Raw genomic sequence first — 21,831 nt, forward strand, 5'->3', positions numbered from 1 at the left:
CTCAGTTTTCTTTTTCCAGGTAATCATAAAGTTCACCCAGACGGTCTTTCATTACTTCATACCCATGCTTGTAAAATCCGCTTAATGCTTCCGCATTCTGTTCCGTACGGGAAACGGTCTCGATTTCCGGTCGGATCACAAAAATATGACCTTCTTTTTCCCATTTTTCAATCAGTTCCAGGGTCTTATTATACACCTGATAACGGTTGAGCAATGTATTTAAAAGATTCGGATACTTCTTAAAAGCAGCCACATATACGGCTTTGCTTTTACCTGGTTTTTTCTTACGGTATTCCTGATTTCTGGTAAGAATGACCACATTTTTCCGGTGGCCTTTTTTCATGGCATGGATAAGAGGTATGGAATCTGCCGCCCCTCCATCCAGATACAGCTGCCCGTCTATCGTTACCATCGGGCTCATTCCCGGAATGCTGCTGGACGCTCTGCAGATATCCATAAGTCTCTGTCTGTCCTGCTTTTCGGACAGATACTCTGCTTCTCCTGTAAGACAGTTCGTCACAACCATCTCACATTCAATATCCGATTTAAAGTACTCGTCAAAATCAAATGGGAAAATCTCATTGGGATACCTGTCAAAGATCATATCCATGTCAAACAGACTTTTCTTATCCAGAATATTTTTCAGACTGATATAACGGTATTCCTTATTTTCCACGATCATGCATCTTCTGGTACGCCCTACCTGCCCGGATACATAATCAATGGCATTGCAGGCGCCCGCTGATACTCCCACTACATATGGGAATTCCACTTTCTGTTCCATCAGGTAATCCAGTACTCCTGCAGTAAAAACACCTCTGTTTCCACCGCCTTCCAGTACCAGTGCTGTCTCATTATATTCTGTCATTTTCCATTGCCTTTCCTATCGCTCACCAAGAGGAATATACTCTGCTTCCGGAAGAACATTCTTATATGCAGGACGGATAATTTTATCCACATTGATAAGCTCTTCCATACGATGTGCACTCCAGCCTACAATACGTGCAATGGCAAACATCGGTGTGTAGAGTTCCAGGGGCAGATCCAGCATACTGTAAACAAATCCACTGTAAAAGTCCACATTGGCACTGACACCTTTATAGATCTTACGCTCCTCTGCAATAACCTTTGGCGCAAGGCGCTCTACCGTAGCATACAGCTGATAATCCTTCATTCTGCCTTTTTCTCTTGCAAGCTGCTCCACATACCCCTTAAATACTTCTGCACGTGGATCGGAAACAGAATAGATCGCATGTCCCATACCATAGATCAGCCCACGTTTATCAAAGGCCTCCTTGTGAAGAAGTTTCTTAAGGTAAACACTGACTTCCTCTTCATCACTGTAATCATGCACATGCTTACGCATATCATTGAACATTTTTACAACTTTGATGTTGGCGCCACCGTGTTTCGGGCCTTTCAGAGAACCCAGGGCTGCCGCAATTGCGGAATACGTATCGGTTCCGGAAGAAGAAACCACATGTGTAGTAAAGGTAGAGTTGTTACCGCCGCCATGCTCCATATGAAGGATCAAAGCAATATCCAGAATCTCCGCCTCCAGTGCCGTATATTTCTTATCCGGTCTTAAAAGGCGCAGGATATTTTCTGCTGTGGAAAGTTTCTTCTTCGGCTGATGGATATAAAGGCTCTTACCTTTCTCATAATGATTATAGGCCTGATATGCATAAACAGATAACAACGGGAAAACACTGATCAGATTGATACACTGACGGAGCACATTCTCCAGTTCAATATTATCCGGATCTTTGTCGTAGGAATAAAGTGTCAGCACACTTCTTGACAGAGCATTCATAATATCTCTGGATGGCGCCTTCATAATGACATCCCTTACAAAATTCCGCGGCAGCTGGCGCTGATTCGCAAGAATCCCGGAAAATTCATTCAGTTCTTCCTGATTCGGAAGTTTTCCGAAAAGAAGCAGATAGGTTACTTCCTCAAAACCAAAACGCCGGTCATTGATGAAGCCTTTTGTCAGATCCTTAATATCATATCCCCGGTAAGAAAGCTTACCTGCACAGGGAACCTCTTTCCCATCCACGATCTTGGTTGCCTGGACATTGGAAATCTGGGTAAGTCCCGCAAGGACACCCTTTCCATTCAGGTCACGCAAACCTCGCTTGACATCGTACTTGCCATATAAAGACAGATCCAGTTTATCATTCTCACGACAGATCTGCGTAAGTTTCTCAATCTCAGGTGTCACTTTCATGTTGAATTTGCTCATCCGTTATTTCCCCTTTCGATTTCTGTTTTATTGCTGTCCGATAACGGTCCCTCCTCATTCCCCTCTCAAGCAATTCTGGTCTTATTTCATATATCCCGGCCCTGATGACCGGGATATTTCAGATATGATTATAGCATTTTTTTCCGTTTTGGTCTATGCCGAAAATATTTGTATTGGTGATCAGACCTGCTTATATGTAGCAAAGAACTCTTTCATCTTCTTCATTGCCTTATCCAGCTGACGGATATCCGGCAGATAAACAATACGGAAATGATCCGGCTGGTTCCAGTTAAAGCCTTTACCCGGAACGATGAGAACCTGCTTGTCATGAAGGAAATCCAGGGCAAACTGCTCATCATTATAGATATTGAATTTCTCGGTATCGATCTTCGGGAATATGTAAAATGCCGCACGCGGCTTTACAGCGGAAATTCCCGGAATATCATTCAGAGCCTTATAGATAAACTCTCTCTGCTCGTAAACACGTCCGCCTGGCTGGATATACTCATTGACGCTCTGATATCCGCCCAGTGCAGTCTGTACAATAGACTGTGCCGGAACATTGGAGCAAAGGCGCATGGAAGAAAGCATGTTGATTCCTTCTATATAACCTTTGGCCTTGTTCTTGGCTCCGCTTAAGATCATCCATCCGATACGGAAACCTGCGATCATATGAGACTTTGACAGTCCTGAAAATGTCACGCAAAATACATCCGGCGCAAGAGAAGCGATGGAAGTATGTTTGTATCCATCCATAACAAGGCGGTCATAGATCTCATCGGAAAAGATGATCAGCTCATGCTCTCTTGCAATGTCCGCGATCTGCTCCAGGATCTCCTTCGGATATACGGCACCTGTCGGGTTATTTGGATTGATGATAACGATCGCTTTGGTCCTTGGTGTGATCTTACTCTTGATATCCTCGATATCCGGATACCAGTCAGACTGTTCGTCACAGATATAATGAACTACATTTCCACCTGCCAGAGTTGCAGTAGCTGTCCACAACGGATAATCCGGAGCCGGGATCAGGATCTCATCCCCGTTATCAAGCAGCGCCTGCATACAAAGGTTGATCAGCTCACTGACACCATTTCCTGTATAAATATCATTAATGGTAACTCCCGGGATCCCGCGAAGCTGGGCATACTGCATGATCGCCTTTCTTGCGGAAAAAATACCCTTGGAATCGGAATATCCCTGTGAAGTACGTACATTACTAAGCATATCCAGGATCACTTCCTGCGGTGCGGAAAATCCAAACGGATACGGGTTACCGATATTCAGCTTCAGGATCTCCATCCCATCTTCTTCCATTCTGGCAGCCTCATCCACAACCGGTCCACGCACGTCATACAATACATTATCAAGCTTTGATGATTTCCCGAATGTTCTCATAAAAACCACTCCTCTTCTCATTTTCACTATTATTTAACCATTTTATTTTCATAGTCAAAAAATATCTATTTCTATATCTTCTCACATTTGTGCTTTCAACGCAAGAAATAAAAATTTTAAAAATTTTAATTTAGCACTTCCCTTTTTTAGCAGGTTAATGTATAATAGCACTCGAATTTAGTTTTCAAACACAATTTAATACGTGATGAGGAGGAAACAACTATGTCTTACACAGAAGAAGTTTATGAAAGAGTTGTAGCACAGAATCCTGGCGAGCCAGAATTCCATCAGGCAGTTAAGGAAGTTCTTGACTCCCTTAAAGTCGTAATTGACAAAAATGAGGAAGAGTATCGTAAGCTTTCCATTCTTGAGCGTCTTGTAGAGCCAGAGAGAATCATCTCCTTTAAAGTACCGTGGATCGATGACAACGGAACTGTACAGGTCAACAAAGGTTACCGTGTTCAGTTCAACAGTGCGATCGGACCATACAAGGGCGGTTTAAGATTCCATCCTTCCGTAAACCAGGGTATCCTGAAATTTCTTGGCTTTGAGCAGACCTTTAAAAACTCTCTTACAGGCCTTCCGATCGGCGGTGGAAAAGGTGGCTCCAACTTCGATCCTAAGGGTAAATCTGACAGAGAGGTTATGGCATTCTGCCAGAGCTTTATGACAGAGCTTTGCAAATATATCGGCGCAGATACAGATGTTCCGGCTGGTGACATCGGTGTCGGCGGACGTGAGATCGGTTATCTCTTCGGACAGTATAAGAGAATCCGTGGCCTTTATGAGGGTGTCCTCACAGGAAAGGGTCTTTCCTTCGGAGGTTCCCTGATCCGTACAGAAGCTACCGGTTACGGTGTTGTATACATGCTCAACGAGATCGCAAAAGCACACAATGATTCCGTAGAAGGAAAAACTATCGTTGTAACAGGTTCCGGTAACGTAGCTATTTACGCTGTTGAGAAAGCTACTCAGCTTGGTGCCAAAGTTGTTGCAATGAACGACTCCAACGGATATATCTACGATCCGAACGGAATCAACCTTGATGTTGTAAAAGACATCAAAGAAGTTAAACGTGGACGTATCAAAGAGTACGCTGACCGTGTTGAGGGTGCTACTTACACAGAGGGACTTGGTATCTGGAACATCAAATGCGATGTTTACCTTCCATGTGCTACTCAGAACGAACTTGGTCTTGATGGAGCTAAAACACTGGTTGCAAATGGCTGCAAATATGTCGTTGAGGGTGCTAACATGCCTACTACTCTTGATGCAACAACATACCTTCAGGAGAACGGTGTTCTCTTCATGCCTGGTAAAGCCGCAAACGCTGGCGGTGTTGCCACATCCGCACTGGAGATGAGCCAGAACTCCATGAGACTTTCCTGGACAAGAGAAGAGGTTGATGAGAAACTTCACAACATCATGATCGACATCTTCCACAAAGCTGATGACGCTGCTAAACGTTACGGTATGGAAGACAACTATGTTGTAGGTGCAAACATCGCCGGCTTCGAAAAAGTTGTTGACGCTATGAAAGCTCAGGGTATTGTTTAATTTAAGTTTCCTGAATCATTAACATAAATTATAACAGGGATCGCAGAGGAATTTTCCCCATGCGGTCCCTGTTTTTTTATATGTTATTATGAGTTTTTCAGTTGATCAGTTTCTTCAGCTCGTCCATAAAGGTACTGACATCTTTAAATTCCCTATATACAGACGCAAAACGTACATATGCCACAGCATCCAGATCCTTCAGATGCTCCATGACGATCTCTCCGATCTTGGTGCTGCTGATCTCACGATCTTCTGACCGGAAAATATCCCCTTCTATGGAATCGATCATCTCTTCCACTCTCTCAATGGGAATGGGGCGTTTATAGCAGGCACGAAGAACACCATCCTGGATCTTGGAACGTTTATAGCTCTCCCGGTTCTGATCCTTCTTGATCACAGTCAGTGGAATCGTTTCCACCTTCTCATAAGTTGTAAAACGCTTTCCGCAGGCATCACAGAGACGGCGGCGGCGGATAGAATTGGTATCCTCTACAGGTCTGGAATCTACAACTCTTGTATTATCCTGGTTACAGAACGGACATCTCACGGAACTCTCCCCCTTTCCGGATCAAAAAATCATTACTAAATTTGTTTTTATTATAGAATAAATGCATATAATGTGTCAATAATCGGACTTGCATAAATTTTACAGATTTTCCATAAAATCATATCAGGTGATGAATTTTATGCGTATCTGCGAACTGAAACAGAAAGAAGTGATCAATATCCACACCTGCCGTAGCCTTGGCTGTCCTCTTGATGTGGAATTCTGCTGTGAAACCGCCCGGCTGAAAGCCCTGATCATGCCGGAACCCGGGAAATTCTGCTGGTGTTTTTCAAAAGAAAGTGAATGCATCATCCCCTGGGACTGCATCCGCCAGATTGGTGAAGATATCATCCTTGTTGATTTCCGTGATGAAAAACGGCTGGGAGGAGACTGAACCGACTACATTTGTCAAGGCCCTTTATTTTTTATATTTTCCCCGGAAAAGTATATTTCAACCGCCCTCTGAGAATCATCTTAATGTACTGACAAGACAAGGAGGATTCTAAGATGGCACTGAATAAAGTTGAAATCTGCGGAGTAAATACCTCAACGCTTCCTGTTCTCAACCAGGAAGAAAAGGATGAGCTCTTCAAAAGAATCAAAGCTGGCGATGAAGAAGCCAGAGAATTGTACATCAAAGGCAATCTGCGGCTTGTTTTAAGCGTGATCCGCCGTTTTCAGAACAGCAGTGAAAATCCAGATGACCTTTTTCAGATCGGCTGTATCGGCCTGATCAAAGCAATCGATAATTTTGATACCACCCTTCAGGTAAAGTTTTCTACCTATGCAGTTCCTATGATCGTCGGTGAGATCCGAAGATATCTCCGGGATAACAACAGCATACGGGTCAGCCGCTCTCTGCGGGATATTGCCTACAAAACCATCTACACCAGGGAAAACTATATGCGGCAGCATCTCAAAGAGCCTACCATCGCGGAGATCGCTGATGAGATCGGCATTGACAAGGAAATGATCGTCTATGCCATGGATGCGATCCAGAGCCCGGTGAGCCTTTTTGAGCCGGTGTATTCCGAAGGAGGAGATACTCTCTATGTCATGGATCAGATCAGCGACAAAAAGAACCGGGAGGAAAACTGGGTGGAAGATATTTCTCTCCGGGACGCCATGAACCGGCTGGGAGAACGGGAACGACACATTATTGATCTCCGCTTCTACGAAGGAAAAACCCAGATGGAAGTTGCCGATGAGATCGGGATCTCCCAGGCCCAGGTCAGCCGCCTGGAAAAACATGCCCTTCGCAGTATGCGAAATTATCTCAGAAATTGATTCATAAATATCTTCAAACAAAAACTGCGGCAGAATATCCATTATCCTGCCGCAGTTTTTATCTTTTATTTCAACGCTTTCTCAATTTCCTCAATCACGATCCGAAGCGCTTTCAGCCTTGCATATTTCTTGTCTACCGATTCCAGAATATGCCATGGCGCATAAACCGTGCTGGTTTTCTGCAGCATTTCATCCACTGCGGTTTCATACTGATCCCATTTTTCACGGTTTCTCCAGTCCTCATCTGTGATCTTCCACTGTTTTTCCGGATTGTTCTGGCGGTCATTAAATCTTGCAAGCTGGGTATCTTTATCAATGTGGACCCAGAATTTCACGATCACAGCACCCCAGTCGGAAAGTTCCTTCTCGAATTCATTGATCTCATTGTATGCACGTCTCCAGTCGTTCTCACTGCAAAAACCTTCCAGTCTTTCCACCATCACTCTTCCATACCAGGTCCGGTCAAATATGGCAATGTGTCCATCTTTAGGCAACCTTGTCCAGAAACGCCACAGATAATGACGGGCTTTTTCATGAGGTTCCGGGCTGGCGATGGGATGTACCTCAAAACCACGGGGATCAAGAGCTTCCGTGATCCTCTTGATATTTCCGCCTTTTCCGGCAGCATCCCAGCCTTCATAGGTGATGATCACCGGCACTCTTTTGCGGTAGAGCCGATTATGCAGGCTTCCGAGCTTCGCCTGGAGTTCTTTAAGCTCTGCCTTGTACTCTTCGTCTCCCACTTCTTTTCCATCCAGAGGGATCTCGCTTAATTTCGGCATCTCCACCAGAGGAAAAACATTCTGGAGAATCGGCACAGCATGTTTGCTATTCTCCATGGCAACCTCGATGTTGCTGATCATGGTTTCCAGTACCTGTAATTCCGCCCATTTCCGGTCACTGGCATCTACGATATACCACGGAGCAGAAGAAGTGTTGGTATCCTGCATATACTGGTCAAAAACTTTTCTGCATTTCTTGTAGTGATCATTCTGCCAGAGATCGTATTCATTCACTCTCCATCGGGTATCTTTGCTTTCCAGAAGGATGCCCATACGTTTCTCCTGATCTTTCCGGTCGATCTGCATAAAGAATTTCAGAAGTACGTATCCGTTATCCGTCAGCTGCCGTTCAAATCTGCGGATGCTGTCAACCCGTTTTACATAATCATCCCCTTTCAGTTTTTTGTCCATGCGCTCCCGGCAGGTCTGATCCATCCATCCGGAATCCAGGAATGTAAATTTACCGGCTTCCGGGATCTCCTTAAAATACCGGTAAAGAAATGGTTTCCGAAGGTCCTCTTCTGTAGGCGCTGACATAGTTGCGACTTTAAAAAAACGGGGATCGATATTCTTGATCACTTTACTTATGGTACTGCCTTTTCCGGAAGCTCCCCAGCCTTCAAACAACACGATCACCGGAATCTTATGCTCCTTTAGAGCCATCTGCAGCTCATATAATCTGGTTCTTGCAGCACTTAAACGCACTTTGATATCCTCTTTTTCCGGAATCTGTTCCGGGTTCCAGTTTTTTAACATCTGCATCGTCCTTCCTCGAATTTTTTGAATATTCTTATTATACCACAGGAGTCCCTGTTTTACGACGAATTTTACATAGATTTAACGCATCATTCCGAAAAAATATCCATATTGCACAATTGTAACTCTTGTTAAACAGCTAAAAATATTTTTTAACCTATTGACATTTTGATCTTCTCTTCATACAATATAGGCGCTGTTCGTTATTTTTTTAACTCGTAGTCAAACGGATATTCGCAACCCCGCAGGGGACTTCCTTGATTCGGTTAAAACAGCACAAAAAAGCTGCCCCAAGCAGCAAATCTCAAGGAGCCGATCATGAAACTTACAGAAGAACTTCTGAAAGAAATGGAAAAGAAAAAAGAACTCTACGGTGACGGCATCATCATGCCGGATGGGGATTACCGCCTAATCCAGGACGGACATTTGAAGACCCTTATGGCCCTTTTACCATATACGGAAAATGAAATCTGGAAAATGATCCCGGATGATGATTCCGCTCTTTTCTGGCTGGTAGAAAAAACAGGCTGCGTGCTGACAGATGTCAATTCCACCATCGGAATGAAAATGACCCCTGCACAGCAGAAAACTTACGAAGCGCTTTCCAGCCGTGGGATCGTCTCTAATGAATATTATGATCTTACCAGGCAGCGGGAAAAAGCCCGCGCCCAGCATTCTGCAAAGCAGAACATATAGATTACGTAAATGTTCTCAATACGCATTTACCCCATAATTCCATATACTCAAAAAGCAAAAGCTGCCTTCCAGAACCATAAGCCTCAAACAGGCCCATAACTCCGGTGGCAGCTTTTATTATTTATATCTTTCAGTCGTCATATCCTTCCAGGAAGGAATGTTTCACGCCATCTTTCTTATAGGCAATGACTGTATGAAGATTCACATTTTCCACACTTCGGAAAATATTGCTTTCAATATGAGGATTTACCTTCTTAAGCTCTGCAATAAGATTCTTGATCTCCATTCGTTTGGAAACACTGGTTCCATCTGTACGACAGGTAGTACAGGTATCGGTAAACTTGCAGGCACACTGGATAAAATGCAGGTCATTGTAATCTCTCCAGTGCTTGATATCTGCCTCCCGGATCAGATACATCGGGCGGATCAGCTGCATCCCTTCGAAGTTTGTGCTGTGGAGTTTCGGCATCATGGTCTGTACCTGTGCTCCATAAAGCATTCCCATCAGGATAGTCTCGATCACATCGTCATAGTGATGACCAAGGGCGATCTTGTTGCATCCAAGTTCCTTTGCCTTACTGTAGAGATATCCTCTCCGCATACGGGCACAGAGATAACACGGAGATTTCTCTACATTATAAACTGCATCAAAGATCTCCGTCTCAAACACTGTGATCGGAATTCCGAGAAGTTTGGCGTTGTGTTCGATCACCGCACGGTTGGCCTCATTATATCCCGGATCCATCACAAGAAATACCAGTTCAAAAGGAAACTTGTTATGACGTTTCAGTTCCTGGAACAGTTTGGCCATCAGCATGGAATCCTTACCGCCAGAAATACAGACTGCGATCTTATCTCCCGGTTTCACCAGTTCATAGTCATTGATCCCTCTGGCAAATCTGGAAAACAGCTGCTTGTGGAACTTCTTGCGGATGCTCAGCTCAATATCTTTCCGGCGCTGTTCCATTGCCTCATTTTCCTCTTCTTCACTGTCCCCTTTATCGGACTCTTTCTGCATCTGCTGAAAAAGCCATCCTGTATATCCGCCTTTCAGGCTCAGTGCGGGAATTCCTTTTTCCCGGAGCATCCCTGCCCCTTCCTGGCTGAAAAGTCCTCTGGTACAGTAAAGGACCGGGATCTTATCCCCATTCAGTTCTTCTGCCCGTTCTTCCAGTTCCTGTTCCGGAACAGAAATCGCTCCCGGGATCATTCCATATTCCACAGTTACTTTATCACGGGTATCTACCAGGAGATATTTTTCCCGTTCCTTCTCTATTTCATCAAAAGAAATCTCCAATGTTTCTTCACTCATGCTGTTTTTATTCCTTTCCTTACAGCTCCTCCCTGATCGTGCCGTCACAGGCAATGGTCACTACCTGCCATGGAATCATCTTTCCGCTGCGCTCCATAGCGCGGATCACTGCATTTTCGATACCTCCGCAGCAGGGAACTTCCATACGGACAATACGGATACTCCGGATGGAATTATTCCGTATGATCTCTGTAAGCTTATCCGCGTAATCTCCCTCATCCAGTTTGGGGCAACCGATCAGCGTCACATGATCTTTCATGAATTTCTCGTGAAAATCTGCATAAGCGTAGGCCGTGCAGTCCGCTGCGATCAGAAGCTGTGCATTTTCAAAATATGGTGCATTGACAGGAACCAGTTTGATCTGTACCGGCCACTGGGCAAGACGGCTTATCTGTTCTCCTATATTCCGGGGAACTTCTTTCTTCTCTGCCTGCACCGGCGGTTCCTGTTTCTTTTTCAGGCTTCTTGCCATACTTCCGGGACACACGTGTGGCATCCCTTCTGGCATCGAAACCTCTGTTTTCTTAAGCTTCATTCTTTTTTCCACTGCCTCCGCATCATAATCTGCGGCTTCCCGCTCTATAATACGGATCGCATCGACAGGGCAGGCCGGAAGACAGTCTCCCAGTCCGTCACAGTAATCATCCCGGATCAGTTTCGCCTTGCCATCTATCATGGCAATAGCCCCTTCGTGGCAGGCAGCTGCACAGGCACCGCAGCCGTTGCATTTCTCTTCCTCAATGTGTACGATCTTTCTTATCATGATATCATCTCTCCCTGATTTTTATATTTCTGCAAATGTTTTTTTGTTTTCACTGACATCATACAAAAATCCCGGAGATTCTTCGGTAACATATGTTACCTTACAGATATAACTCCATTTTTTCCTGATCTTTCACAAGGATCTGACGCCTGTCAAGTTCCAGGATTCCTTCTTCCTGCATCTTTCCCAGCTCTCTGGAAAGAGACGGCCTGGTGATGTTTAAATGATCCGCCATCTCTTCTCTGGACAGGTTCATATGGATCTTCCCTTCACTGTCCTGGCATTCCACAAGAAAACGGACGATCCTCTCACGGAGACTGCCACTTCCCAGGATCCGAAGCTTCTGGTTCATATTGTAAGCCTTCCCGGCAAAAACCTCAAGAAGATTTTCCCGCAGTTTCCGGCTTAAACTATTTTCTTCCCTGTCCGTAAAGATCCTGCTGCTCATGATCAGGACAGAAGTCTGCGTCAGCGTCTCCACATACATATCATAGGAAGATTTTCCCATAAAGGCATAAACCTCCCCAAACAGAGCACCCGGATCTTCCAGTTGAGCCAGAAGGATCCTTTTTCCGGAAAATGTTTCTTTGGCAATGATCACACTTCCGCTAAGAAGCATATAAACCGAATCCGGCCGGTCTGTTTCCTGAAAGATCCGCTTCCCTCTGGAATAAGTCCGTACCGTTCCTTCCCGCTCCATGAGGCTTAGTAGCTCTGTTTCTTCCAGATTTCTGCAGAGCCGGCTTTTTCTTAAAACTGCCATCCACTCTTCTCTTTTTTTTTCTTCCACTTTTTCACCTCATCTCTGTACAGGTTTTTACCATATTTCTGCAATCTCTGTCAACTCCTGCGAACTTCATAAGACCCCAGCCTGTACTTTTTTCTGAAAATCAGTTATAATATTTTTTGTTTGTAAAAAATTCTACCAAGGAGGATACCGGAAATGAAAACACAGAATCAGACTATGCTTTCTGAGAATACACTGACATCCCGACCCACAGATATTATCGCGGGATTTCCTGTACGTCCCGGTTTTTTTGAATTAAATGGCGCTACTCCTCTTTCCAACGGAGTCAACTTTACCGCACATACCCGTCACGGTACATCCTGCGAACTTCTTCTTTTCCACTCCGGAGAAGAGGAACCTTTCGCAGTTCTTCCTTTTCCCAATGCCTGTCGTATCGGTGATGTATATTCCATGGTCGTTATGGGACTGGACATCGAAGATCTGGAATACGGCTACCGCATCGACGGTCCTTATGAACCGGAAAAAGGCCATATCTTCGATAAGACAAAAGTTCTTCTTGATCCTTATGCCAAAGCCGTTGCCGGTCAGCGCGAATGGGGACAGCAGAAGATTGGAAGCTATCACGCCCGTGTGGTACGCGATTCTTTCGACTGGGAAGACATGCCTCAGTCCACCCGTAAGATCAGTGACCTGATCATCTACGAACTTCATGTCCGCGGATTTACACAGGACGCTTCTTCCGGTGTCACACACCCGGGAACTTTTGCCGGGCTTCGTGAAAAAATCCCTTACCTCAAAGAACTGGGAATCAATGCGGTGGAGCTGATGCCTATCTTCGAGTTCGACGAGAACATGAATGCCCGTACCGTAAACGGCAAGCGTCTTCTGGAATACTGGGGATACAATTCCGTTAACTTCTTTTCCCCAAACACCAGCTATGCTTCCAAGGCAGAACATAACTGTGAGGGAACCGAACTGAAAGAACTGATCCGTGAACTTCACGAAAATGGAATTGAAGTAATTCTTGATGTTGTATTCAACCACACTGCCGAAGGAAATGAACTTGGAAAAACTTTCTGCTTTAAAGGATTTGACAATAAAGTTTATTATATGCTGACTCCGGAAGGAAATTACTACAATTTCAGCGGATGTGGAAACACTCTGAACTGTAATCATCCGATCGTGCGTCAGATGATCCTGGAGTGTTTACGTTACTGGACCATCAACTACCGCGTGGATGGTTTCCGTTTCGACCTTGCAAGTATCCTGGGACGTCATGAGGACGGTTCCCCTCTTAACAACCCGCCACTTCTGGAACTTCTTGCTTACGATCCGGTTCTTCGAAATGTCAAGCTGATCGCAGAGGCCTGGGATGCCGGCGGACTGTATCAGGTAGGTTCTTTCCCTGCCAGCCGCAGATGGGCTGAGTGGAACGGCCGTTACCGTGACTGCCTCCGTTCTTTCCTGAAGGGAGATTTCTGGAACGCCTGGGACGCCGCATGGAGCATTTCCGGTTCCGGTGACCTGTATGGCGGTTTTTATTCCGATCACAATGACAACTATGCAGGATACAATTCCTGCGTCAATTTCCTTACCTGCCACGATGGTTTTACCATGTATGATCTCTATTCCTACAACGAGAAACACAACGAGGCAAACGGCTGGAACAACACAGATGGTTCCAACGACAACCGCAGCTGGAACTGTGGAGAAGAGGGTGATTCCACCAATCCGGAAGTCCTTTCCCTCCGCTTCCGCATGATCCGAAACGCCTGCGCGGTACTGATGTCCAGCCGTGGAACCCCGATGTTCCTTGCAGGTGACGAATTTGGAAACACCAAACATGGAAATAACAACACCTACTGCCAGGATAACGAAACTTCCTGGATCAACTGGGATCTTCTGGAGAAAAATCACGATCTTTTCGAATTTTTCAAATATATGATCCAGTTCCGAAAAGACCACCCTGTCATCTCCCGCAAGCTTCCAAACGCAGTATGCGGTATGGAAAGCATACACACCCATAACATTGATGCAAGGGATGTGACCATCCCAAGAGATGCCCACACCTTCGCCGTAAGCTTTGCAGGTTATGATAAGAGTAAAGGCGCCGATGACCTGATCTACATCGTTATCAACGCATACTGGGAAGATGTAACGGTTACGCTTCCGGAACTTGCACGCCCTGGTGCATGGTATCTCTGTGTCAACACATTTGGAGACGGAGATGGCCGTTATTTCTATGAAGAAAGCCAGGAGCCACGTATTGAGCACGATTTCTGCATGCGGCCCAGATCCGTTGCCATCTTTACCGGTCGTAATTATTAAAATTCATATCAGGGACAAAATCTTTTTTGTCCTTGTCCGAAAGAAATGGAGTATTTTGAATGGAATTAAAAAACAGAACTTTGTCCAACTTCGCAGAACTTGTGGAAACCGGTGAATGCAAAAAATTCCGCGGCCGTCTGAAAACGGGCATTGACCTTGGTACTGCCAACACCGTTCTTGCTGTCGTTGACCGGAACAACCGTCCCATCGCCGGAATTTCCGCACCGTCCCATGCCATTCAGGATGGTGTGATCGTTAATTATTACGAATCCGTCCAGCTTGTAACAAAGCTTAAAAATGAACTGGAAGAAAAACTTGGCACAGAACTTACCTACGGTGCAGCTGCCATCCCTCCTGGTGTTTCGGAAGGCAGTGTCAAAAGCATCGGTTATGTCCTGGAAGGTGCAGGTTTTGAGGTTACCAATATCGTAGACGAGCCTACCGCTGCCGCTGCTGTCCTCAAAATTACAGACGGCGCCGTTGTAGATGTGGGCGGCGGTACAACCGGCATCAGTATCCTGAAAGATGGCAAAGTCATTTACACAGACGATGAGGCTACCGGAGGCAGCCATATGACCATGACTGTGGCCGGACACTATAAAATCCCTTATGAGGAAGCGGAAATTTTAAAGACCACTCCGGAAAAAGAAGATGAAATTTTTCCTGTAATCAAAGCAACCGTTGAAAAAATGGCTGTTATTACCGAAAAATTTCTCCATGGTTATCAGGTTCCGGCTGTTTACGTTGTAGGCGGATCTTCCATGTTTAAAGAATTTACAACCGTTTTTGAGAAGAAACTGAAACTTCCTGTGTACAGACCTGTACATCCTCTTCTCGTTACACCCCTTGGCATCGCATATCACTGTGAACTGCCCAAAATATGATTGATTCCTAAAATGATCATCTCTCTGCTTTGTATGTAAAAACTGACCAGAAGGCTGTATAACAGGCCCCTGGTCAGTTTTTACATTCATTTATATACATATCGGTTAATGTTCTGTCAGTTATCTTTCATAATCTTATCAATCGTATTGATCAAAGCTTCCGCACTGACAGGTTTTGCCAGATATCCATTCATACCGGCTTCGTAAGATTTTTCTCTGTCTTCCTCAAACGCATTTGCCGTCATTGCAACAATCGGTACAGACGCTGTTTCTCTGTTTTTTAATGAACGAATCTGTTTTGCAGCTTCATAGCCATTCATAACAGGCATCTGGATGTCCATCAGAATCAGATCGTATTGTCCCGGAACCGCCTGTTCCATTTTTTTGACCGCGACCACACCATCACCGGCTGTCTCAACCATAAATCCTGCATCTTCCAGGATTGTCTGCGCAATCTCCTGATTCAGTTCATTGTCTTCTACCAGAAGAATTCTTTTTCCCCTGTAAATACATCCTCTTTTTTCCGGTTCTTTGTTCTTAGGAACAGGATTCGTAAGCAATTCCCGCAGCTGCGACATAAACAGTGGCTTTTCGCAGAAGGCAGTTACACCTGCTTCTTTTGCTTCCTCTTCTATATCTGACCAGTCATATGCAGTCAGTATGATGATCGGGCTGCTGTCCCCGATAACCCGTCGGATACGTCTTACCGTTTCAATTCCGTTCATATCCGGCATCAGCCAGTCAATGATATATGCGTAAAATTCATCACCCATTTCCATGGAATGCTTCGCCCGGATCACCGCTTCCTTTCCGGAAACCGTCCATTCTGACCGCATACCTATTTCTGTCAGCATGCCGGAAATGCTGAGACAGGTATCTGTATCATCGTCTGCAACCAGAACTTTAAGGCCCTGAAGCTGTTCAATCTTTTCGTAGCTTTTTGCTTCGCCACATAATTTAAAGGTCAGATTTACAGTAAATTCACTGCCCTGTCCTTCTTCACTTTTTACTGTGATGGTACCTCCCATCATATCTACAATATTCTTGGTGATCGCCATTCCAAGGCCGGTTCCCTGGATTCCGCTTACCGTTGAGGTTTCTTCTCTGGTAAAGGATTCAAATATATGTTCCTGAAACTCCGGCTTCATGCCGATTCCGGTATCCCGGATAATAAACTGATAGTTTCCATATCCTGTCGGTGCAGATTTCAGCTGCCGGATCCTTAAACTGATCGTTCCACCGGTCCTGTTAAATTTGATACCATTACTCAGAATGTTCAGCAGGATCTGCGTCAGCCTCAATTTGTCCGCAATGATATCTTCATTTTTTACATCTACGGTATCGATCAGAAAATCCAGCTGCTTGGAAGTAATATTGGGTTGCACGATAGTACGTATGTCGTGGAGCAGCTCCGGAAGATGCAGCGGATTCTCATTGATCTTTACCTTTCCGCTCTCAATCCTGCTCATATCCAGGATATCATTGATCAGCGAAAGCAGATGTTCGCTGGAGGTTGATATTTTGGAAAGGTATTCTTTTACCTTCTCCTTATTGTCCACATGAGAAGCAGCAAGGGATGTAAAACCAATGATAGCATTCATAGGTGTTCGGATATCATGGGACATATTATTCAAAAATGTAGTTTTTGCAGAGTTTGCACTTTCCGCATGCATCAGGGCAGTTTCCAGTTCATGATGGCTCTCTTTCAGCTTCTGGTTCAGTTCATAAGACTGTCTGGCTGCCTTTTTGGCTTTTGTCTCTGCGCTCCTGGCTTTCTGCAGGATACCAAGGATCACCAGCAATACTGCCAGAAATACACAGATAAACACAGTTGCCACCGCCAACAGATTCTCCTTTATGAAATCCAGCAGAGTAACTTTCTGGGAAGCATTATCGTAGGCAGACAGTGCACCTGTAAGTTTGGATGTAGGCATAGACTTCAAAGTCTTATTCAGGATCGACAGAAGAACGGAATTTCCCCGGCTGACTGCAAAGGATATATTGTCCGGCTGTGTCAGAAAAACACTGTAAAGCTTTTTGTCATTGACATACTCTGTCGCCCGGCCTGAACTGGAAAGAAAACAGTCTGCCTTTTTATCCTGTACGGCTTTTCTTGCATCCTCAAAGGAATCATACTCCATAATTTTCCATGTCGGATAATTATAGGAAATAAACCATTTTAAATTCAGATCACTTTTCGGTATAGCAACGCTGTTTTCTTCATTTTCATCAAAGGATCTTTTACCGGTCACTGCTGCCAGACTGGAAACAAGGACCGTATTGGACAGGGCCATGTCATTTTGTTCTGCAGCATAAGGGTTCTGGCTGGTATGAAAGATCATGTCGATCCTGCCGTCTTTTAATGCCTGGATCAGTTCTTCCTGGGAGTCAAAGCCTTCTATATTAAACTTCAGGCTGCTGTTTCCCAGACAGTCCACTGCATATTTAATATAATCGTTGATCACACCCGTCATTTCACCACTTTCTTTGTCAAAAGTACTGAAACTCTGGTCGTTATTCAGAAATCCCACACCTATCTCACCGTGCTGTTCCAGCCATTCCTTTTCTTCACTGGAAAGGACGGCAACAGACTGTGCAGAAAGATATCTCTGGTAAAGTTCATCGCCGTAAAATGGTTTATCATACTCCATGGAACGCATGGCTGCATCCAGTTCTTCTTTCAGATCCGGACGGTCTTTGCTGATGCCATAATAAATATCAGAGCCACCGATCGTCACAACCGCTGACATTCCGGCTTCAACCCAGGCAGGAGTCTCTGTAGATATCACTCCGTCAATCTCCCGATTCCCGGCCATTTTTTTCGCCCGTTCGAAGCTGTCCACATCCAAATGCTGTGTCTTTATATTCTGCTTTTCTTCCCATTCGCGAAACTGAGTTCCCTGTACGCTCTCTTCCATTACCGCGATCCTTTTGCCATTCAGGGTAGAAAGATCTGACGGAGAAATATCCGTATTTGTAAGATCTGCATACAGATAATATTTTTCTTTTCCCATGGGGAGATCTGAGAACAGCATCGTCTCAGCACGTTCATCGGTATAGGAAAGTGCAGCCATCAGGTCGATCTCGCCATTTTGGAGCTTTTCCACAAGCTCTCCCCAGTCGCCTTTTATATATTCGTAATTCCAGCCTGTATAGGCGGCAACTGCCTGTTCGTATTCATAACCATATCCGCTTCGTTCACCATTTTCACCGGTAATATGATAGGAATCCGGATACCAACCTACCCTGACTGTTTTCGATTCTGTATCTGTCTTCGTTTCCGAAGCAGCCACAGGAACCGGAAGTACTGTAAAGATCATCAGCAGACATAATGCCAGCCCCACATGTCTGCATAAAGTTCTCCTGCTCTTATTCATACTTTTTCCTCGATAATATCGTATTTTTTGTCAAACTCTCCCGCTGTTTCGTTTCCCCGGACGGGTTCTGCGGTTTTCCAGGAGACAGACGACTTCGACTGTGTTTTCTTCGGGCATACGAATTCTTGTCCCTTTACAATCTCCATAATACACCGGAAACGCAAGATCAATATGTTCAATGCGTGACCCCTGACCTGTCCCATTATTAACAGTTTCATTCTTCAATTCAATCTTCTCAATAAATGTATTCATAAATTCTTTCTTTTCCATATCTGTCATTTTATCATACAGTATATCAAAATCCAGAAGAAATTCATACAATTTTTTACCCGTAATTTCTTTCCCGTAAGATGCCCCAATCTTAGCATCAATATCTTTCATCGCCTCCTCAAACTCTGCCACCTTATCATACAGGTTATCCAGCCTGTCCTGCATATCCTGGTATTTTCTTGTATAATGCTTATCCCCAGTATCCAGACGATCCAGCATCTGTATCAGTTTCAGTTTCGACCCTTGTACCTGTTTCAGCTGTTTCTGCAGCTGCTCCCTCTCAGTTTTCAAAGCAGAAACATCCACCTTCTCTTCCAGTTTCTCCTGCACAAACTTTCGGAATTCATCCCCCGCAACCATATACCGGATAAATTCCTCTACTTCTGCATTAAACATTTTCTGGTTCAGCATCGGCTTGTAGTCACAAATCTTTCCATCAACTTTTTTTCTGTGATGGCATCTGTAATAAAATGTATCTTTGTATTCCCCAGTTTTCTTATTCTGCCGTCGCTGAACAGTTCCACTCATTCCACCGCCGCAAAGAGGACATCTGATTAATCCAGTTAAAATATGTTCATGCTCCAGACTATGAGTTTTAACAAATCTAACCCCCGTCCTCTTCCTTTTCTCTCTCGCCGCTTCCCACGTCTCCTCATCCACAATCGCCTCATGCAGTCCGTCCGCCAACAGGTAATCATCAGTCTTCACCCGCCGGTATTCATCCCTCGTTCCCTTCACCTTCTCCGTAACATTCTTTCCGTAAGCAATCTTCCCTGTATAAACCGGATTATCCAGAATCTTCATGATCAGCCCTCTGGCAAAATAATTCAGTTCATGTCCTCGTACCTTTTTCTTCGTATAACCTCTCTGGTTCAGATAATTGCAGATAGCATCTGCTCCCATATCCGTATGCACAAACCTGTCATAAATGATCCGCACAATCTCCGCTTCTTCCTCATTCACCACCAGAGTGCTGTTCCTGGAATCCAGATCATATCCGAAAGGAGCCTGCCCGCCATTCCATTTCCCCTCTCTGGCCTTCTGCTTTCTTCCCTCCATCGTCTGGACCAAAATATTCTCCCTCTCAATCTCAGCCACCGCAGACAGCACCGTGATGGTCAGCTTGCCGGAATCCTTAGAGGAATCAATCCCATCCTCCACACAGACCAAGTTCACACCATAATCCTGGATAAACTGCAGGGAATTTAAAACATCCGCCGCATTCCTTCCAAAACGTGACAGCTTAAACACCAGAATAAACGCCACCCCGTCACGTTCCTCAGACACGTCCTGCAGCATCCGCTGAAACTCCGGTCTGCCTGTAATACTCTTTCCGGACTTTCCTGCATCACAGTATTCCCTGACCACTTCCATTTCTTTATAGTCCGCATACTTCCGAAGCCGCTCTGTCTGTGCTTCCAGACTATATCCCTCTGTCTGAGCCGCCGTAGAAACACGGGTATATATGTAACATTTCTTTCTCAAATCTTCACCTCATTTCGGTTGCCCATCGTCATACGGTTGCCGTACATAAAATATATCGGAATCACCAGTCTGCGCCAACTCGCAGAACGACCAAAAAAACTGCCCCAAAATCCACCTTCCCTATGCGGTTTCCATAGCACAAAAAGACCGGCAGCCCCAAAAGACCACCGGCACACTCGATCACTTCCCCTGCAGCTGTGCATTTTTCTCCTCAATCTCCCCCAGAACCACATCCCCGTACTTCTGGATCATCCTTGCCAGAAACTCTGCACACTTTTCCATGTTTAGCCTGGCCTGTTTCTCCGTCAGTCTGCCGGTATCGATCAGTTCAATTTTTCCCATAGCCAAAAACCACCTCCTACTGTTCCAAGGAGTCCTGGTCCCTGATTTTTTGACTTTCCGGACAAAAAAATAAACCCGCTGCCATCCACAGATTTCTCCGCAAACAGCAACAGGTTTCCCCTGATGCATTTATTTACTTTATCATCCGTTCAATACCATCGGTCATACGGATTCCCACGCACCTTCTTTGTCTCTGGTGCCTTCTCAATACTCTTTTCAGCTTCTTCCCTCGTTGCAAACAGCCTGTGAGCCTTCACCTGTATTCCGCCACCCGTATCTGTAAAACGTACCAGGAACATCCCGCCTGAACACCTGCGGATCTCCACCTCTCTCACATACCTGTTTGATTCCACAATATATGCAGTATCCCCGACTTTCATAAGATCACACTCCCACACTCAGAACATCCTTCATCCTCATCAGAACCGGAAGCACCTGCCCGTCAGCAAATCTCCGGTCAAAAGAACCATTGGAAAAATGATCCTCTCTCAGCAGCATTGTCAGTAATGCTGTACAAAGCTCATAATCTGCACCCGAAATTCGTTTCAGTTCCTCATTACAGTCAATCGGCTCCGTAATCATGTAATCCCCATAATTTGTTTTCAAATCTCCCATTGTCTTTAACAGATCTGCATACAGATTCTCTTGTGGATTCTTTAATTCCAATACTTCCTGAATTTTTCGTATCTTCTCTGCCTTTGTCAATGCTATACACCACCTTGATAAACACTCGAATATATGTTCTTTATATTTTAACATATACCCAATAATTATTCTAGCGCAAAATATATTCATGTAATATCCACAACAGCAAGGTTTCGTTGTGACTACGAAATTGATACAATTTAACGGTGCACACCCTTGTGAACACCCCTGTTCGCCTTTCGTTAAATAATTAAAATAGGCTACTCTTTTGCATATTTCTGATCAGCCTGTTTCTTCCATAAAAAAAGAGACATTGACATAATTTGATCAATATCTCTTCTGCTGCTTTGCTGAGACATATTCTTCCGACTGGATATACTCTCTCAGGGAAGCATCAAATTCATCCTTG

Annotated in this window: 19 protein-coding genes; 6 read left to right on the forward strand and 13 right to left on the reverse strand. The window is 44.8% G+C overall.

Annotated features, from left to right (window positions below; all coding sequences use genetic code 11):
* Nucleotide 1: 1 nt before the first annotated feature.
* From G5B06_RS05280 to G5B06_RS05290, 3 genes are all read right to left on the reverse strand, one after another.
* Nucleotides 2-868: a patatin-like phospholipase family protein gene (locus G5B06_RS05280; protein ID WP_021976809.1), complete on the reverse strand. Its 867-nt coding sequence runs from the start codon at nucleotides 866-868 to the stop codon at nucleotides 2-4.
* A 15-nt stretch (nucleotides 869-883) separates the two neighbouring features.
* Complete coding sequence (locus G5B06_RS05285) at nucleotides 884-2,245, reverse strand: citrate/2-methylcitrate synthase (RefSeq protein WP_173771481.1); 1,362 nt, start codon at nucleotides 2,243-2,245, stop codon at nucleotides 884-886.
* Nucleotides 2,246-2,425: 180 nt separating this feature from the next.
* The gene (locus G5B06_RS05290; protein WP_173771483.1) at nucleotides 2,426-3,643 is read right to left on the reverse strand and encodes an aminotransferase class I/II-fold pyridoxal phosphate-dependent enzyme; all 1,218 of its coding nucleotides are present in this window, start codon (nucleotides 3,641-3,643) and stop codon (nucleotides 2,426-2,428) included.
* Between the two features lie 222 nt (nucleotides 3,644-3,865).
* Between G5B06_RS05290 and gdhA the strand changes: the two genes are divergently transcribed.
* Entirely contained in the window at nucleotides 3,866-5,200 is a 1,335-nt protein-coding gene (gene gdhA, locus G5B06_RS05295; protein ID WP_173771485.1) for an NADP-specific glutamate dehydrogenase, read from the forward strand.
* 97 nt (nucleotides 5,201-5,297) lie between these two features.
* Here gdhA and nrdR read toward each other — a convergent pair whose 3' ends face one another.
* Complete coding sequence (gene nrdR, locus G5B06_RS05300; RefSeq protein WP_021976805.1) at nucleotides 5,298-5,747, reverse strand: transcriptional regulator NrdR; 450 nt, start codon at nucleotides 5,745-5,747, stop codon at nucleotides 5,298-5,300.
* A 139-nt stretch (nucleotides 5,748-5,886) separates the two neighbouring features.
* Here nrdR and G5B06_RS05305 point away from each other — a divergent pair, with 139 nt between their 5' ends.
* Together G5B06_RS05305 and sigG are read left to right on the forward strand one after the other, a co-directional pair.
* Complete coding sequence (locus G5B06_RS05305; RefSeq protein ID WP_173771487.1) at nucleotides 5,887-6,141, forward strand: YlmC/YmxH family sporulation protein; 255 nt, start codon at nucleotides 5,887-5,889, stop codon at nucleotides 6,139-6,141.
* A 113-nt stretch (nucleotides 6,142-6,254) separates the two neighbouring features.
* The gene (sigG, locus tag G5B06_RS05310) at nucleotides 6,255-7,034 is read left to right on the forward strand and encodes an RNA polymerase sporulation sigma factor SigG (RefSeq protein WP_118063061.1); all 780 of its coding nucleotides are present in this window, start codon (nucleotides 6,255-6,257) and stop codon (nucleotides 7,032-7,034) included.
* A 65-nt stretch (nucleotides 7,035-7,099) separates the two neighbouring features.
* Here sigG and pap read toward each other — a convergent pair whose 3' ends face one another.
* Nucleotides 7,100-8,572 carry a polyphosphate:AMP phosphotransferase gene (gene pap, locus G5B06_RS05315; RefSeq protein ID WP_118063124.1) on the reverse strand — a complete coding sequence of 491 codons (1,473 nt, stop codon included), beginning with the start codon at nucleotides 8,570-8,572 and terminating at the stop codon, nucleotides 7,100-7,102.
* A gap of 318 nt (nucleotides 8,573-8,890) precedes the next feature.
* On the opposite strand from pap, the gene G5B06_RS05320 reads away from it, so the two are divergent.
* On the forward strand, nucleotides 8,891-9,268 hold the full coding sequence (locus G5B06_RS05320; protein WP_021976801.1) for a hypothetical protein: 378 nt from the start codon (nucleotides 8,891-8,893) through the stop codon (nucleotides 9,266-9,268).
* Nucleotides 9,269-9,398: 130 nt separating this feature from the next.
* Here the strand turns inward: G5B06_RS05320 and G5B06_RS05325 are convergent, their stop codons facing one another.
* From G5B06_RS05325 to G5B06_RS05335, 3 genes are all read right to left on the reverse strand, one after another.
* Nucleotides 9,399-10,580: an ATP-binding protein gene (locus tag G5B06_RS05325; RefSeq protein ID WP_173761930.1), complete on the reverse strand. Its 1,182-nt coding sequence runs from the start codon at nucleotides 10,578-10,580 to the stop codon at nucleotides 9,399-9,401.
* A 19-nt stretch (nucleotides 10,581-10,599) separates the two neighbouring features.
* Nucleotides 10,600-11,343, reverse strand: coding sequence for an ATP-binding protein (locus G5B06_RS05330; RefSeq protein WP_173739535.1), 744 nt, complete (start codon nucleotides 11,341-11,343; stop codon nucleotides 10,600-10,602).
* Between the two features lie 100 nt (nucleotides 11,344-11,443).
* Nucleotides 11,444-12,133: a Crp/Fnr family transcriptional regulator gene (locus G5B06_RS05335; protein ID WP_147419612.1), complete on the reverse strand. Its 690-nt coding sequence runs from the start codon at nucleotides 12,131-12,133 to the stop codon at nucleotides 11,444-11,446.
* A 153-nt stretch (nucleotides 12,134-12,286) separates the two neighbouring features.
* Here G5B06_RS05335 and G5B06_RS05340 point away from each other — a divergent pair, with 153 nt between their 5' ends.
* A complete protein-coding gene (locus G5B06_RS05340) occupies nucleotides 12,287-14,419 on the forward strand; it encodes a glycogen debranching protein (protein ID WP_173761929.1) in 2,133 nt (710 codons plus the stop codon).
* Nucleotides 14,420-14,478: 59 nt separating this feature from the next.
* Nucleotides 14,479-15,303 (forward strand): ethanolamine utilization protein EutJ, encoded by an 825-nt coding sequence (eutJ, locus tag G5B06_RS05345; protein WP_021976796.1) that lies wholly within the window; start codon nucleotides 14,479-14,481, stop codon nucleotides 15,301-15,303.
* A gap of 116 nt (nucleotides 15,304-15,419) precedes the next feature.
* Here the strand turns inward: eutJ and G5B06_RS05350 are convergent, their stop codons facing one another.
* The 5 genes from G5B06_RS05350 to G5B06_RS05370 all read right to left on the reverse strand — a co-directional run bounded on the left by G5B06_RS05350 (nucleotide 15,420) and on the right by G5B06_RS05370 (nucleotide 21,482).
* Nucleotides 15,420-18,680 carry a response regulator gene (locus tag G5B06_RS05350; RefSeq protein WP_173771489.1) on the reverse strand — a complete coding sequence of 1,087 codons (3,261 nt, stop codon included), beginning with the start codon at nucleotides 18,678-18,680 and terminating at the stop codon, nucleotides 15,420-15,422.
* A 30-nt stretch (nucleotides 18,681-18,710) separates the two neighbouring features.
* The gene (locus G5B06_RS05355; RefSeq protein ID WP_173761927.1) at nucleotides 18,711-20,435 is read right to left on the reverse strand and encodes a recombinase family protein; all 1,725 of its coding nucleotides are present in this window, start codon (nucleotides 20,433-20,435) and stop codon (nucleotides 18,711-18,713) included.
* 180 nt (nucleotides 20,436-20,615) lie between these two features.
* Nucleotides 20,616-20,777, reverse strand: a complete 162-nt coding sequence (locus tag G5B06_RS05360; protein WP_173733182.1) for a hypothetical protein — start codon at nucleotides 20,775-20,777, stop codon at nucleotides 20,616-20,618.
* A 149-nt stretch (nucleotides 20,778-20,926) separates the two neighbouring features.
* The gene (locus tag G5B06_RS05365) at nucleotides 20,927-21,157 is read right to left on the reverse strand and encodes a hypothetical protein (protein ID WP_173733188.1); all 231 of its coding nucleotides are present in this window, start codon (nucleotides 21,155-21,157) and stop codon (nucleotides 20,927-20,929) included.
* Between the two features lie 4 nt (nucleotides 21,158-21,161).
* Complete coding sequence (locus G5B06_RS05370) at nucleotides 21,162-21,482, reverse strand: DUF6508 domain-containing protein (RefSeq protein WP_173733187.1); 321 nt, start codon at nucleotides 21,480-21,482, stop codon at nucleotides 21,162-21,164.
* Nucleotides 21,483-21,831: the final 349 nt, after the last annotated feature.

It is taken from the genome of Blautia luti (genome assembly GCF_013304735.1).
Taxonomy (GTDB): Bacteria; Bacillota; Clostridia; order Lachnospirales; family Lachnospiraceae; genus Blautia_A.

Coding starts and splice junctions, on each gene's coding strand:
- G5B06_RS05280 (WP_021976809.1), bottom strand. CDS start 868: ATGACAGAATATAATGAGACAGCACTGGTACTGGAAGGCGGTGGAAAC.
- G5B06_RS05285 (WP_173771481.1), bottom strand. CDS start 2,245: ATGAGCAAATTCAACATGAAAGTGACACCTGAGATTGAGAAACTTACG.
- G5B06_RS05290 (WP_173771483.1), bottom strand. CDS start 3,643: ATGAGAACATTCGGGAAATCATCAAAGCTTGATAATGTATTGTATGAC.
- gdhA (WP_173771485.1), top strand. CDS start 3,866: ATGTCTTACACAGAAGAAGTTTATGAAAGAGTTGTAGCACAGAATCCT.
- G5B06_RS05305 (WP_173771487.1), top strand. CDS start 5,887: ATGCGTATCTGCGAACTGAAACAGAAAGAAGTGATCAATATCCACACC.
- sigG (WP_118063061.1), top strand. CDS start 6,255: ATGGCACTGAATAAAGTTGAAATCTGCGGAGTAAATACCTCAACGCTT.
- pap (WP_118063124.1), bottom strand. CDS start 8,572: ATGTTAAAAAACTGGAACCCGGAACAGATTCCGGAAAAAGAGGATATC.
- G5B06_RS05320 (WP_021976801.1), top strand. CDS start 8,891: ATGAAACTTACAGAAGAACTTCTGAAAGAAATGGAAAAGAAAAAAGAA.
- G5B06_RS05325 (WP_173761930.1), bottom strand. CDS start 10,580: ATGAGTGAAGAAACATTGGAGATTTCTTTTGATGAAATAGAGAAGGAA.
- G5B06_RS05330 (WP_173739535.1), bottom strand. CDS start 11,343: ATGATAAGAAAGATCGTACACATTGAGGAAGAGAAATGCAACGGCTGC.
- G5B06_RS05340 (WP_173761929.1), top strand. CDS start 12,287: ATGAAAACACAGAATCAGACTATGCTTTCTGAGAATACACTGACATCC.
- eutJ (WP_021976796.1), top strand. CDS start 14,479: ATGGAATTAAAAAACAGAACTTTGTCCAACTTCGCAGAACTTGTGGAA.
- G5B06_RS05350 (WP_173771489.1), bottom strand. CDS start 18,680: ATGAATAAGAGCAGGAGAACTTTATGCAGACATGTGGGGCTGGCATTA.
- G5B06_RS05360 (WP_173733182.1), bottom strand. CDS start 20,777: ATGGGAAAAATTGAACTGATCGATACCGGCAGACTGACGGAGAAACAG.
- G5B06_RS05365 (WP_173733188.1), bottom strand. CDS start 21,157: ATGAAAGTCGGGGATACTGCATATATTGTGGAATCAAACAGGTATGTG.